At 34.3% G+C, this 15,665-nt stretch carries 10 protein-coding genes; all 10 read right to left on the reverse strand.

The genetic code is table 11. From position 1 onward, the window contains the following. The coding region (locus QZZ51_RS12785) for an alpha-L-fucosidase (protein WP_291870268.1) at positions 1-974 on the reverse strand (974 nt) is incomplete at its 3' end. Positions 975-1,057: 83 nt separating this feature from the next. Continuing rightward, complete coding sequence (locus tag QZZ51_RS12790) at positions 1,058-1,891, reverse strand: amidohydrolase family protein (RefSeq protein ID WP_291870270.1); 834 nt, start codon at positions 1,889-1,891, stop codon at positions 1,058-1,060. Between the two features lie 4 nt (positions 1,892-1,895). Further along, complete coding sequence (locus QZZ51_RS12795; protein WP_291870273.1) at positions 1,896-2,747, reverse strand: fumarylacetoacetate hydrolase family protein; 852 nt, start codon at positions 2,745-2,747, stop codon at positions 1,896-1,898. Between the two features lie 67 nt (positions 2,748-2,814). Beyond that, on the reverse strand, positions 2,815-3,594 hold the full coding sequence (locus QZZ51_RS12800; RefSeq protein WP_291870275.1) for an SDR family oxidoreductase: 780 nt from the start codon (positions 3,592-3,594) through the stop codon (positions 2,815-2,817). A 7-nt stretch (positions 3,595-3,601) separates the two neighbouring features. After that, a complete protein-coding gene (locus QZZ51_RS12805; RefSeq protein ID WP_291870277.1) occupies positions 3,602-4,939 on the reverse strand; it encodes an alpha-L-fucosidase in 1,338 nt (445 codons plus the stop codon). Between the two features lie 11 nt (positions 4,940-4,950). Continuing rightward, positions 4,951-6,276 (reverse strand): L-fuconate dehydratase, encoded by a 1,326-nt coding sequence (locus tag QZZ51_RS12810; RefSeq protein WP_291870279.1) that lies wholly within the window; start codon positions 6,274-6,276, stop codon positions 4,951-4,953. Between the two features lie 94 nt (positions 6,277-6,370). Further along, positions 6,371-7,243 (reverse strand): AraC family transcriptional regulator, encoded by an 873-nt coding sequence (locus QZZ51_RS12815; protein ID WP_291870280.1) that lies wholly within the window; start codon positions 7,241-7,243, stop codon positions 6,371-6,373. A 437-nt stretch (positions 7,244-7,680) separates the two neighbouring features. Continuing rightward, a complete protein-coding gene (locus QZZ51_RS12820; protein ID WP_291870282.1) occupies positions 7,681-9,612 on the reverse strand; it encodes a SusD/RagB family nutrient-binding outer membrane lipoprotein in 1,932 nt (643 codons plus the stop codon). Positions 9,613-9,634: 22 nt separating this feature from the next. Next, positions 9,635-12,745 (reverse strand): SusC/RagA family TonB-linked outer membrane protein, encoded by a 3,111-nt coding sequence (locus tag QZZ51_RS12825; protein ID WP_291870284.1) that lies wholly within the window; start codon positions 12,743-12,745, stop codon positions 9,635-9,637. Between the two features lie 553 nt (positions 12,746-13,298). Next, positions 13,299-15,665 (reverse strand): VCBS repeat-containing protein (locus QZZ51_RS12830; protein WP_291870286.1); only part of this gene is annotated, 2,367 nt, incomplete at its 5' end.

Genomic DNA, 15,665 nt, shown 5'->3' on the forward strand with positions numbered 1-15,665 from the left:
TTTCCTAGTCCTTCTAAAATATGAACCTGTTCATCAGGAATCGTTCCATCGGCTTTAGGTCCAATATCAAGCAACAAATTACCCCCATTACCAATTACATCTGCAAAAATTCCGATAATCTGATCTGTTGTCTTATAATCATGGTCATTCTTCTGAAAGCCCCAAGAATTGTTCATGGTCATGCATAATTCCCAATAATTACTTTTTGGTCTTGTAATTGGCATCCCCTGTTCGGGCGTTTCATAATCACCGTATTCATTTAACCTGGAGTTTAGAATGGTATTAGGGTTTTTATCGAGCAACATTTGCCTTACTTTAGATGCCTGCCATTCTCCTGCAGTGTGTTCCCAATCGCCATCAAACCAATATAAATCTGGATTATATTTATTAGACAACTCTTTTAATTGCCCTTGGTAGTAATTTAGGAACTTGTTCCAACGTTTAGGATATTCAACTGCTTTATACCGCATAGAATCTCTTGTGAAGTTCGTATAATCGGGATATGACCAATCGGGCAACGAATAATAAATTCCTACTTTCAGGTTGTTTTTTCTAAGGGCTGTAACAAAAGGGCTTAGTACATCTTGTTTAGCCGATGAACTTTCAACAGCATTAAAATTTCCGTATTGGGTTTTCCATAATGCAAAACCTTCGTGATGCTTTGATGTCATTACAGCATATTTGGCTCCACTCTGTTTTATAAGGCTCGCCCAGACTTCGGGGTTATACTTTTTTGCGGTGAATCCTTTCGTCTGTTTTAAATAATCTTTGTGAGAAATGTATCCATTATAAAAAGACCATGATTCATCTATACCATTTACAGAATATAAGCCCCAATGAATAAAAATTCCTAATTTGGCGTCTTTAAACCATTGCATTTTTTCTTGCTGCACCTTTATAGAATCATTTTTCTGAGGGAACACGACAACGCTCACAAGTAAGAGAATAGGAACAAGTAATTTTTTTAACTTCATTTTTTTTTAATTTTAATACCTAGAAAAAGAAATATTATTGATTTTTATTCATCTAAAAACATATGCAAAACAATTGGCCTTTTTTATTGTTTAATTCTATAAAACTTAGCTGCATTATTTCCCATTACTTTATTTAACTGTCCTTTTTTATATCCTATAAAATAGTCTGTAAAAACATCCATAACTTTTCCGTATTGGGCCGCTAATAAGCATACAGGCCAATCGGAGCCATACATGAGCCTATTTGTTCCAAAGGCATTTACAACTATATCTATAAATGGGATTATTTTTTCCCTTTCCCATGCGTAGTTTTTAGCTTCTGTTATTATTCCCGATAACTTGCAGTAAACATTTTTATGTTTTGCTAAATTTTGAATATTATGAACCCATGCTGCATTTAACTCTTCAGAAACAGATGGTTTTGCCATATGATCCAATACAAATCTTTGGTTAGGGAATCTTTTTACTAGTTCTACCAATCCTGGTAGTTGATTTTGATGAATTAAAACATCATACGTTAAATCAAATTTTTCTAACTTGCTTATACCATTTTGAAAACTGGGACGCAGCATAAAATATTCGTCTGATTCTGCCTGTATAATATGCCTTACTCCCTTAAAAAGTATATCCTTAGAAAAATAGGCTAGCCTTTCTTGTACATTATCCGCTTGTAAATCTACCCATCCCACAACACCTTTAATAAAAGGATTTTCTTTAGCACATTTTAATAAAAATTTAGTTTCCTCTTCGGATTGGTCTGCTTGCACAGCAATACAGCCATCTACATAATTATCCTTTAAGATGGGCGCCAAATCATAGGGTAGAAAATCTTTCTTAAGGATTTCCATCGATCCATCGATCCAACTATCTCTTATAGGGTTATACTTCCAAAAATGTTGATGGCTGTCAATTATCATTTTCTTAGTACGGTTTCACGTGTTGTATTGAGCTACCTAGCCCATCTACTCCTAATTCAACAACATCTCCTGGTTTTAAATAGCGTTGCGGATCTAACCCCAACCCTACTCCAAAAGGGGTTCCTGTAGAAATAATATCCCCAGGTAATAAGGTCATAAATTCACTTATATAGCTTACTAACTTTGGAATATTAAATACAAAATCGGAGGTATTGCTATTTTGCATTAACTCACCGTTGAGTTTTAACCATAGATTAAGGTTATCTGGGTCTTTTATTTCATCTTTTGTTGCCAAATAGGGACCAAGAGGCGCAAAAGTATCGCAGCTCTTCCCTTTTACCCATTGCCCCTCTCTTTCTAACTGATATTCTCTTTCACTATAATCATTATGCAACATATAACCAACGACATAATCCATAGCCTTATCCTCTGAAACATAAGACGCTCTTTTTCCCACAACAAATGCTAGTTCTACTTCCCAATCGGTTTTCTTACTCCCTTTAGGAATAATTAAATCATCATTAGGTCCTACAATAGCTGAAGTTGCTTTAAAAAAAAGTACTGGCTCTTTAGGAGTTTCCATACCGCTTTCTTCGGCATGCTTAGCATAATTAAGACCTACACAAATTATTTTAGAAGGTCTGCATATTGGCGGCCCTAAACGTATTTCACTATTTATTACAGGGCAGCTAGAAATATTTTCTTCTAACCATTTTTGTAATTTTTCAATACCGTTGGATTCAAAAAATTGTTCATTGTAATCTTTCCCAAAAGCAGAAACATCCAAACGTTTACCATCTATAAGTTGAACTCCTGACTTTTCCTTTCCTACCTCACCAAATCGTATTAATTTCATTTTCTTTTTATTTTATATCTCTGGGCTTAATGTAATGGCATTTTTTGTTTTGGACAAACTTCCATTTTTATCCTCCATTTAATTTTATAAAACCTCCGTCTATAGGAAAATCGGTTCCCGTAATAAACGACGCTTCATCTGAACATAAATATAATGCCAGGTTGGCAATTTCTTCTGGTCTCCCCATTCTTCCTATAGGCTGTGTTTTTGATAGTTTATCAAACATTTCGGCTTCTTTTCCTGGATAATTTTTTTCGATAAAACCGTCTACAAATGGAGTATGTACTCGTGCCGGAGAAATAGAATTACAACGTATTCCATGAGCCACATAATCTTTTGCAACCGAATATGTCATGGTAAGTGCCGCCCCTTTAGACATGGAATAAGCAAAACGATCAGAAATACCTACAGAAGAGGCTATAGATGCCATATTAAGTATTACCCCTCCATGTATTTTCATATAAGGCACAACCGCATGTATACAATTGTATACCCCTTTTATATTTACTCTATAGATTCTATCCATATCTTCTTCGCTCGTGTTTTCTACATTACCCACATGAGCTACTCCTGCATTATTTACCAAAATATCTATTTGCTGATTTTTTGATATTCCCGCCACAATGTTCTTAACTTGCTCTTGATTAGAAACATCACATGGATGAAAATAAGCTTTTCCTCCTTCTTTTAAAATCTCTTCTATAGTTTGATTTCCGGTTTCTTCATTAAATTCCAAAATATGCACATAAGCTCCCTGGTCTGCAAACCTCCTTGCTATGGCTTTACCTATTCCACTGGCTCCTCCTGTAATTATGGCCGTTTTTTGTTTTAAACTGAATAGTGACATATATTTATTATCTTAATGTTATTTCTATTATAGTATCTAAATGGTCTTTTTTATTCTCGGGTACTTTAAATTTTAACTCTCCTTTTTTTAACTTGTACTTAACTGGTGTTTTATCCTTAAAAAAAATAACCTTTTTTATTTTTTGATGAAAATCCGAAACTATTACTTCATTTCTATTCAACTCCAAAATGTGTACATATATCTTATTTCCCTTTATTGTAGAAACTATCTTCTCTTGGAATGATATACTCCCTTGCCTTGTTCCATAAATAGTCTCTCCGTTGTTTTTTATCCATTCTCCCATCTTTCTTAATCTATCCTTATGCTCTTTTTGAATCTCGCCATTGGGCATTGGACCAATATTTAAAAGAAAATTAGCATTATTTCCTGAAGCTCTCACCAAATATTGCACAAGATTTTTCACTGATTTATGTTTCCCATCCTGCAAATTAAAACCCCAAGAATGATTAATGGTTTCACAAGTCTCTATTGGAAGGCGCCCTATGTCGGCACCTCCAAAACCAGATGTGTTTTTACCTGGAAGGTCTTTCTCGAACATCTGAAAATCTTCCCCATCAAAAGGAAGCTCATGATGATTGTTACCTATTAACAATGCAGGGTTTACTTCATGTATCATTCTATAGGTCTTTTCTAAATTCCATTCCGCTCCTTTAATTCTATACTCTACTGCTTTGTGCCAATCCTCTTTATCTGGCGCTTGATCCCACCAGCCATCGAACCAAAAACCTGCTATATCATAATTCTCTGCCAATTCTTTTATTTGTGCATCTTGGTAATCCAAATATTTACTCCAATCGCCGAATTCTGGTCGTGCTGTTTTTCTACCTGTCCATCCTCTAGGGTAATAATCTGGATGGTGCCAATCTAACTGGGAGTAATAAGCAAATAGTTTAATGCCCTGTTTTTTACATTCTTGCTCTAACATCCTAAAAATATCTTTCCCGTAGGGTGTCGCAGATACTATATTATAGTTAGAAATTTTGGAATCGTACATAGCAAAACCATCATGGTGTTTGGTTGTTATAGCAATATACTTCATGCCTGCTTCCTTGGCGAGCCCAACAATTTCTTTAGCATCAAAATTAATAGGGTTAAAAAAAGAAGGTAACAGCTCATACCTATCTACAGGAATGTCTTGATTTTGCATTACCCATTCACCATCCCCCAAAAGACTATATACTCCCCAATGGATAAACATTCCATATTTTGCATCTTGAAACCATGCTCGAGCCCCTATATTCTCTTTAGATGGCTCGTATTTTTTTTGCGAAACGGCTAATTGAAATACGAAAATTCCGAATAATAATGCAAAAACTCTCTTCATTGCTTCTCTATTTAAGATTTACCCCTCTGTTCTGTCTGCCATACAATGCCATTAGGAAAACCATATTCTTCTAAAGAATCTTGTTTCATAGTAATACTATACCCTGGCGCTTCAGGAGGCATATATGCTCCATTTTTTAAAACTACAGGATCCAAAAAATGTTCATGCAAATGATCTACAAATTCTATAATTCTACCTTCTTTGGAACCACTTATCGCTATATAATCTATCATAGAAAGGTGTTGTACATACTCGCACAAACCTACACCACCTGCATGCGGACATACGGGTATATTATATTTAGCTGCCATTAATAATATAGCTAGTATTTCATTTACGCCACCGACCCTACAACTATCTATTTGACATATTTCTATAGCCTTCGCTTGCATTAATTGCTTAAACATTACTCTGTTTTGACAATGTTCCCCCGTTGCTACTTTAATTGGAGCAACTGCTTTAGCTATTTTTGCATGACCCAAAATATCATCGGGACTTGTAGGTTCCTCTATCCACCATGGATCAAATTGACTTAACTCTTTCATATTCATTATAGCCTCATCTACATCCCATTTCTGGTTGGCATCCATCATCAATTTAAGATCCGTTCCTATTTCTTCTCGAATAATTGTAGCCCTACGGATATCATCCTTTAAGTCTGACCCTACTTTTATTTTCATGTGCTTAAAGCCTTCCTTTTTTGCTTCTCTGCACAAACGCCTCATTTTTTCATCGGAATAACCCAACCATCCTGCTGACGTTGTGTATGCAGGATAACCTTCCTCAACCAAGTTATCAATTCGTTCCTGTTTTGATACTGCTTTATTTTTAAGCATTATCAATGCTTCTTCTGGAGTTATAGCATCTGTGATGTATGTAAAATCTACACAAGACACTAACTCTTCTGGGGTCATATCGGCCAAAAGTTGCCAAAGCGGCTTCCTTTCTATTTTTGCGTATAAATCCCAAACGGCATTTACCACAGCCCCCGTTGCCAAATGAATTACCCCTTTTTCTGGCCCTAGCCAACGCAACTGGCTATCGCCAGTAATCATTTTCCAAAACGCTCCCATATTAGAAGTAAAGCTATCTAAGGTTTTCCCTATAATTAAATACGATAGAGATTGTATAGCCGCTACACAAAGCTCATTGCCCCTTCCTATCGTAAAAGTAAGACCATGCCCTTCTATGCTATCCGGATGATCGGTCTCTAATATAACATAAGCAGCAGAATAATCTGGATCTGGATTCATAGCATCTGACCCATCCAAGGATTTACTGGTAGGAAAACGAACATCTTTTACCAATATATTGGTGATTTTAACTTTATGCTGCATTGTATCAGATTTTAAACCAAAACTAATAATCCAATACTCAAATGTCTACCAATAAAACAACTAATATCAATACTTTTTGTGCCCTTTATTCTATTTATGCTTCCTTTTGAGTATGGTATTGTATGTATTCTGACGGCGACATCTTTGTTATTACCCTAAAATGTCTATTAAAATTAGATATATTATTAAACCCAGATTCATAGCATATCGCCGTTATATTATTTTTATCTTCTAAAAGTAATTTACAGGCATACCCTATTCGTATTTCATTTAAATACCTCGTAAATGTTTTTCTATGTATTCTTTTAAAAAACCTACTAAAGGCGGATGGGTTCATATTAGCAATAGCTGCTACATCGTTAGATCGAATGGTCTTATTAAAGTTCTTAAAAACATATTCGTAGATTTTATCTAAGTTTTTATTTTCCGTTTTATTAAATGAGTTTATAAAACCGATGCTCGACAATAGTTCATATTCGCTATGTTTGGCCAAATAATGTAAAATTTCTATAAATTTCATTGTCCTCCAAAAAGCATCTAGATCTAATAAACTTTTTATTTCATCTATTATTTTTTTATCTATTCCGGTAAATTTTATTCCTTGCTTTGCCCTATCTAACATCTGTAGAATATGCTTCATTTCTGGGGCTTCGAAGAAATGCAACCCAAAAAGATTAAGACTAAAATGCACGGCCAATGCTTCGGCTGTTAGGTTAGATGACTCGCTAAAATATGCCTCATCATTAAGCCACATATGTGGTAAATTTTTTCCTATCAAAACAATTTCACCGACCTCAAATTTCTGAATACTGTCACCAATAAAACGAGTTCCGGTGCTTTTTAAAATAGTCACTAACTCTAGTTCTGGATGGTAATGCCAAATTTTTAAAAAGTTCGAGTAGCTATTATGATGAACCGTAAAGGAACTATTTTCTAAACTAGCTCTATTTAATAAATGTAATTTCATAAATATTTGAAATAGTCCATAAAAGCAAAAAAACACTAGGATTAAGTGACATTTGCAACATCTATATTTAAAACCGATAAAGCTATTTTCTTCTGTTTTACACTTAATATCTATGTTCCTTTTTCTAAAAAACACAAACAATTAACCCTAAAACAAAGGTATTAAATTACTGCCCTACTAAGAGCTGACACAATATAGATTCATCTATGTCTCATTTTAAAAAATGACTTAAAATGAAACACGCTCACGGACAAAGAGTTACAGGATTTTATACTTATACACATTCATAATTTAATATCGCAAACAAAAAGTAATGAAGAGTTAAAATATTAAAATAAAACTAAAAAATAATCCTTAAGAGGTTACACAAAAAAAAGACCCGAAATTAAACATCTCGGGTCTTTATCTACAAATAAAATACTAACTCAAAAAATAAATTATTGTTTAGCCCACCATAATGGTGTAAACACATCATCTTCTCCTCCTAATTTACTTACCGCTTGGTTATATTGGGTAGGTAAGTTATTAGAGAAACTTGATGGATACTTAAGTCTTTGTCCATAAAAATTTACACTATTCGTTAGGTAATTACTAGTATTCAATTGAGGCATATCCGTTAATGGGTTTTCAATAGCAGGATTCTCAAAGAAAGGCAACCCTAATCTTCTATGATCACTCCATGTTTCTAATGGCAACCATGGCACTTGCGCTATGAATTTCTGGGTAATAATCTTATTTAACAAGTCATTTTTAACTACTCCTCCACTATAGATAGTATTCTCAGGGTAGCTTAAATTTACCGTTCCAGCAGTACCAGTATACCCATCATTAAAGGTCATTGAAACCGTAGCTGGTGGCTCCGTAGTATGGCTCCAACTTACAGAAGTTCCCACTCTATTATAGTCTTGCGAGGTTAAATAAGCTCCCAAGTGTTGTGACACATTAGAATACGCAAAACTTTCGCTAATTCCTTGTTCATAGGCGGCTTGTCCTGCCATTGGAACGTTCCACCCTCTAACTGCAGCTTCTGCAATTAAAAAATAAGACTCCCATGACCCAAAAAAGATACGTTGAGATTCACCATCTCTATAAATATGAGATAATCTAGGTAAAGCTCCTGAAAATCTCAATTTGTTATTCGACCCTTTTACTCCCCAATCTCCAGTAGTTGGTGCATTCCAAGTAAATTTAGCTTCTACATCTATATCATCTGTTTCTCCATTATCATCTGTATCTTGCTCTCCAATAATAAGTGCTCTTTCAGTTGTAGTAGCATTACTATTCCAGCTAGGATACTTATTAAAATCTGGGTCTTCAAAATCTCCAGGAATTTTATATAGTGAATACGCTCTTGGATCAATAACACTATGAAGCCCATCGAACCAATAACCTGCTGAAGGATCATTCGTTAATTTGGTAAAATGATCTTCAAATTCTAACCCCAAATAATTTGCAGGTTTAATGTACATATGTTTATCCGCAGACAATTGATCTACAGAAGATACACCACCCAAACCAATCATTAGATTGTTCAAAGTAGGGGAAAGATATTGATTGTTCCATTGTCTTGTCATTACACCCGTATAATCACTCCAACCACTAACTTCTTGTACTTTAAAGTTATCGTCTGAAGAAGCAATATAACCACCTCCAACGGCATCCTCAAACTCTTGCTGTGCTTTAGAAGCATCAACTTCTGATAATCGCATAGCTAATCTCATTCTTAAAGAGTTCGCATACTTTTTCCATTTCGCATAATCGTACCCAAATGCTGGATCCAAATCCTTTAGGCTATTAGGGTTTTCAACTTCTAAATCCAATGCTTCAGTTGCCTCTTTTAATTCAGACAACATAAAATAATACACTTCTTTGACATCATTATAAGTTGGGTTTTCGCCTTGAAACCCATCAATAGGAATAGCTCCAAAATTATCCGCCATCTCGCTCATCATATAAGCTCTCCAAATTCTGGCTACTTGTTTTAGATTTCCTGTATATTCTTTTACATTTCCGCTCTCTATTTTTTGATCCGCAAGACTAATTGCCGAATTAATATTTCTTAACCATTTAGAAATATAATCGTTATAATAATCACTGGACCAGCCATCACTAACAAAGCCTTCTGATAGTGTTCCAATTCTATCCATTCTTCCTGCATCTTTCCAATAAAGAACAAACACTCTTTCCGCAATATGTGGATTCTGCTGAGCTCCTCCAATAGAAGCATTTATAAAATATTCCACTTGAACTTGATCCGCGTTAGCAGCTGTTGGATTTATATTAATTTCTTCAAAATCCGAACATGAAAACGCAAATATAAGTATGCCAAAAAGCAACCCAATATTTATAATTCTATTTCTTTTTTTCATGATATATGTGTTAAATTTCTTCTTAAAAATTAAATGAGGCGTTAAAAAACAAGCTACGAGATGTTGGTGATGAAAGACTCTCGAAACCAGTAGCATTAGAACTTGTAGCAAAAACAGATTCTGGATCAACTCCATTCAAATGACTTTTAATCATCCATACATTATTTGCTGAAATACCAAATTTAGCACTTTGAATACCAGTGTTTTTTAACCATTTTGGCGATATCTTATAATTAAGACTAACATTCCTTAATCTAATACTTGTTGCATCATAAATATGAGCTTCGTTAATCCCCAAATTACCAGATCTATTGGCTAATGCTTGCCAATATAGCTCTGGAGATACTTCAACTGTATTTTGCGAAAAATTACCCGCACCATCATCCACTACAGCATCTACAATAATATCATTTCTTTCTCCATTAACAACTGTAACAGCAGCTGCACCTGATCGCTGTAACGCTCTATTGGTTCCTGAGAATATTTCCCCTCCTAAACGAGCGTCTATTAAAAACCCTAAAGAGAAATTTTTATATGCGAAAGTATTAGAAAACCCTATTAAAGCATCTGGGTTCTGATCACCTAAAAGAAATTTCTCTGAGTCATCCGCTAAAGGCAAACCACTTCCATCGACAATCATCTTGCCAAAATCAGAACTAGCCTCATCTTCTACTCTTTTAAATTTCGTCCCTCTAATTTCACCATAAGCACCTCCGACAACCGCCAATACTGCTAAGTTATCAAAACCTCCTAGTGTAAATTGAGTAACTTCATCAATCAATGAAACAATTGTATTCTCATTTTTAGAGTAATTTAAAGTTGAACTCCATGAAAAACCATTTGGATTATCTAATATTGTTGCATTTATACCCAACTCAAACCCTTTATTCTGAACATCCCCTGCGTTTACTCTCCTTGAGTTAAAGCCGCTAAATGGATCCATCGGAATTGCCAATAATTGATTGGTAGCATTAGACTTATACCAAGCAAAATCTAAAACCACATTATTATTAAAGAAACGAGCTTCCAAACCTACTTCTTTAGATTTAATTAACTCGTTTACTAAATTTGGATTATTTTTAACATTCCCCGTACTAGCAGTAGTGTTGTCATTAGGATCATTACCAATACCATAGGTATTTATAAGTTCATAAGGAGCTAAATCATTCCCAACTTCGGCATATGACGCTCTAATTTTACCAAAATTAAACCAAGTAGGTAATTCTCCAAAAAGTTCCGAAAATACAAAAGAGCCATTAACAGAAGAGTAAAAAAATGATCTATTATCTGCACTTAATGTAGAAGTCCAATCATTTCTACCTGTTACATCCAAATACAACAGACCATCATAATCTATTCCGATGGATCCATATAATGAATTTATTTTCTTTCGACTAAAGCTCTGACTAACAGTAGCGTTATTTTTTCCATTATTTAAAGAAAATAAATTAGGCACCTCTAACTCTCCTGCATTGGAACTTAATCCGCTACGCTCTTGCGACATTAAATTACCTCCAAAGGTAAAATTACCTCCAAATTTTCCAAGAACATTACTTTTAGAACCTGTTAATAATATACTGTAATTTTCTTCGCTAAATGTATTTTTTCCCAAGCTAAATCTTCCTGTTTCAGACAATGGACTTCCTGAAAACAATTTAGATTCTGTATTATTAGTATACAAATCACTACCTGCTTTAACCTCCGCAGCTAACCAATCTGTAAACTTATACTTTAAAGAACCGTTCAATAAAAAACGATCTCTACTATCTGCTCTAAGATTATAAGCTGCTGCCCAATACGGATTAACAGAGTTGCTATTTAAATACCAAATAGAATTACCAAACGCATCTCTAGAATTCTTAAATTGTCTAATATCCAATGACCTAGGAAGTGTTGCTATTGTTGAAAAAACATTATTAATATTAGTTCCATTTACCGGTCTATTTTCTGCTTGAGCTTTAATGTACTGAACTTTAAAATCAGTAGTCCATCGCTTGTCTGGACCAAAATTCGATACTGCTCTTGTCAAAAAGTTAAATCTTTCAAAATTTGCGCCAGGAACATTCCCTGCATCATCTAAATAGTTTAATGATGAATACACCGATGAATCATCACTTACTTGCTGTTGAAATGACAGGCTATAATTTTGACTAACACCTCCTTTATAATAATTTTTTAAGTTATTTTGTATTCTAAGTGGCGCCTCTTTACCATCCCAACCAATAACGGTTTGCCCTGCAATTTTAGGCCCCCAACTTGACGTTGACAGCTCATCATAGATATTATTATCCCCTTGTCCAAAGTCACTCTGGAACTCAGGCTCAATAAATATATTCTGAAATCCTGTTGTTGTTGAGAAGGTTATCCCTAACCCTTCTCTTGATTTTCCGGTTTTTGTTGTAATCAATATTACACCATTACCTGCCCGAGAACCATATAACGCAGCTGCAGAAGCTCCTTTCAACACAGACATGGATGCAATGTCATCTGGATTTATATCTCCCAGACCATTACCTAAATCTTGTGTAGGGTTCCAAAAACTATTATTTTCCGCACCTGTAAAGTTATCTAACGGCACACCATCAACAACTATTAAAGGCTGATTATCCCCAGTAAGAGAACTATTACCACGAAGTACAATCTTTGAAGAACTTGCTGGCCCGTTACTACCTCTTACGACTTGTAATCCCGAAACTTTACCAGAAATAGCATTCACAAGGTTATTTTCTCGTGACTCCAATAACTCTCCTCCTTTGATTTCTTGCACAGCATAGCCAAGCGCCTTTTTCTCCTTTTTAATACCAAGAGCTGTTACAACAATTTCTTCTAACATTTCGGCATCTTCTTCCATCGAAATATTTAAAACACTTTTACCTGCCACAACAACATCTTGCGTAGAGAATCCTAAATACGAAAAAGAAAGCACTGCATTGTCACTTACATTTAAAGTATAGTTTCCATCAAAATCTGTAGAGGCACCATTTGCTGTACCCTTCTCAATAACATTTACACCTGGAAGTGGTGTTCCATTGTTATCGGACACTGTTCCTGAAACAGTTTTATTTTGCGCCATAACACCCTGTAAAAAGAGCAATGCCACAAAAGTCAAAAAATAATTAATCTTTTTGTTCATACGAGTTAAGTTTAGTTAGTTTTTACTCTATTCTTAAAATCCTATAAATATTCATTTTTTTAAGATAATTTTATGAAGATTTTCGACTAACAACAATGCTCAAAAGCTAAAGGGCATCTTAAACAAAACCATATTTGTTATTAGTGGACTAAATTATAGTTATTTTAGGAAACCTTATATTTTAACAGTAATACCACAATAATTTAATACCCATTAGATTTAAAATAAATTTATTTCATCTATAAATAGCCACACTTTTTTACCTGTAGAACCATGCCAATCTGGACCCAATCCAAAAGGTTTTATCACAATTTTTAAATAGCGATAATTCCCTTTATCTAGTTTTAATATTTGCCTAACCACTTCTTTATTATAAGCTAAGTAGTTGCTTATCTTAAAGAAAAAAGTCCGATACTGATTGCATTATGAGCTTATGAACTCTAAACAAGTAATCACTAACTATTATCGAGGTTCAATTCTCCATCGAAATTGGCAAAAAAACCCAATTACATCTCTCACTTCACTCGAGTGAAGTGAGAGATGTATCTATAATTTAATTATTTTTATGCACCTGAAAAGCTTGCAGCACATCATCATTATTTACCACCAGAATCAGCTTTTCACCTTTACTATGCAATAGACTAAGTCGTTTGGCATCCTTATTTGCGAAAAATCCACTTTCTAAAGACGATACTACGTCAAAACCACCTGCTCCATTACCCAAAAGTAAATTTCCCGTACCTGCATCATTTCTAGGCGTCTCTATTTCGGAGACAAACAAATTACCCACAGACAACATATCTAAATTACCATCGTTATTAATATCTTCAATTATCATATCATTAATATTGGACAATTGTAAAGCGCTAGGCAATTTAGAAACTGCAAAATGACCATTCCCTAGGTTTTCTATATAAGATGATGCAAAGGTGTCTGCCTTGTAATGCAAGGAACTTTTTAAGCTATTACCCCCATACACCTCATCTATCTCCATAGAAGCAAAAATATCATACTTCTTTATTTCTTTTTTTAGACCAGGAATTTGTTGCGAAGAACAAGAAAAACCACGAACAGGAAAGTGTTTTCCCCCATCATAATAACCCAATACTATATCTCCTTTACCATTACTATCAAAATCATTGTAATACACATCAAAAGATTTATCCGTCGTTGTTTTATACTTGTAATTTAATCCTAAATTACCTGCTATAAAATCCATATCTCCATCCTTATCAAAATCTCCTTTTTCTATACTAAACCACCAACCGATGGTGTTTTTTAAATCTTCATTTTCTTTTCGAATTAAAATATTATCTACATTTTCGAAAACGGTAATAGGCATCCATTCTCCAACTACCAACAAATCTATATCTTGATCTAAATCATAATCCACCCAAACAGCATCCGTAACCATACCCATATTTTTTAACCCTTGAGCTATATCCATAGATACATTTACAAGTTGTCCTTTCTCATTCTTTAACAACATACTAGATGTTGGCAATGGGTAACTGTGTGGCTTATGCCTTCCTCCCACAAATAAATCTATATCTCCATCCCCATCATAATCTTCAGCTTTTACTATAGAGCCACTACTTGGCAATAAATTAAGAATTGCTCCCTTCCTAAACCCCCCAGTACCATCATTAAGATAAAGTCTATCTAAATAATGAGCGTCATTAGGTCTATACTCATTCCCTCCACTTACAACATATAAATCTTTAAAACCATCGTTATTAATATCCACAAAAATGGCGTCTACATCCTCATATGCTTTTTCTTTCCCCCAAAATATTTCATTCGTTTTTACAAACTCTCCTTTTGCTACCTGCTTATACAAAACGGAACTCTCTCCTGTACTCCCTCCTATAAAAACATCTTCTAAACCGTCATTATTTATATCGCCAACTGCCAAAGAAGGTCCAAATTGTGATAATTTATGTGGAAGTAAAACTTGCTGCTTAAAATCATCAAAATCATTTTCTTGATGATTATATCTTATTGAAAAATTAGTGGTTATATCTTGAAATAAAGGGTTATTTAATTCTCTATCTCTAAGACCCTTTTCCGCCTTGCCCCTTTTTTTAATTTTTATTGTTTGGTTAGCGGTTAGGTTTCTTTGAATGATTTTAGAATTGTTTGGCCATAATACTACTAAACTATCTACTCTCTTTTTGTCTCCTAGCCCAAAATGCACAAAGGATTCACTAGTTGAATAGATTCCCCTTACATTAGTTGTCTCTATTATTTGACTTTCACCTCCAACGTAAATTGTAACTCGGCTACCAAAAACAGTCTTATTTTCTATATCCTTTAATTCTACTCTTAAGTAATTAGAATTAGTAAATGTTTCCGAGTTATTTCTATAAACAAATGCTTTTTTATTTATGTTATTTACCACTAAATCTAAATCACCATCATTATCAAAATCTGCATAGGCAGAACCGTTGGAAAATGATGCTTGATCTAACCCCCATCCTTCAGTAATTTTTTCAAATTCAAGGTCTCCTTTATTTTTAAATGCATAGTTTTTTAAGGGTTGTGATGGAATTAAATCTATTGTCTTCTTTAAATCTAAAATATCCCAAATACTTACATCTCCTCTGTTAGGATTGTCTTTTACCCAAGCATTGGCAGTTTCTGTAATATACTTCCCGACTTTTTTATCTGCATCCGTATTACGTATATCATGTAAAAGCCCATTGGTTATATAGGTGTCTTTTAAGCCATCATTATCAAAATCTGCAATTAGGTTAGACCAACTCCAATCTGTTGCCGCCATACCTGTAAATTGAGCAATATCACTAAATGTAGTATTTCCATTATTCAACTGCATTGCATTATACATGTATTGATAATGCCCTCCATCGTTTACGACCTTCCAAAAAGAATTTGGATTCATGCCGCTCATGTTAGATTT

It is taken from the genome of Maribacter sp. (genome assembly GCF_016744255.1).
Taxonomy (GTDB): Bacteria; Bacteroidota; Bacteroidia; order Flavobacteriales; family Flavobacteriaceae; genus Maribacter_B.

Excerpts from the sequence above, each read along its gene's own strand:
- QZZ51_RS12790 (WP_291870270.1), bottom strand. The coding sequence starts at position 1,891 with ATGATAATTGACAGCCATCAACATTTTTGGAAGTATAACCCTATAAGA.
- QZZ51_RS12795 (WP_291870273.1), bottom strand. The coding sequence starts at position 2,747 with ATGAAATTAATACGATTTGGTGAGGTAGGAAAGGAAAAGTCAGGAGTT.
- QZZ51_RS12800 (WP_291870275.1), bottom strand. The coding sequence starts at position 3,594 with ATGTCACTATTCAGTTTAAAACAAAAAACGGCCATAATTACAGGAGGA.
- QZZ51_RS12805 (WP_291870277.1), bottom strand. The coding sequence starts at position 4,939 with ATGAAGAGAGTTTTTGCATTATTATTCGGAATTTTCGTATTTCAATTA.
- QZZ51_RS12810 (WP_291870279.1), bottom strand. The coding sequence starts at position 6,276 with ATGCAGCATAAAGTTAAAATCACCAATATATTGGTAAAAGATGTTCGT.
- QZZ51_RS12815 (WP_291870280.1), bottom strand. The coding sequence starts at position 7,243 with ATGAAATTACATTTATTAAATAGAGCTAGTTTAGAAAATAGTTCCTTT.
- QZZ51_RS12820 (WP_291870282.1), bottom strand. The coding sequence starts at position 9,612 with ATGAAAAAAAGAAATAGAATTATAAATATTGGGTTGCTTTTTGGCATA.
- QZZ51_RS12825 (WP_291870284.1), bottom strand. The coding sequence starts at position 12,745 with ATGAACAAAAAGATTAATTATTTTTTGACTTTTGTGGCATTGCTCTTT.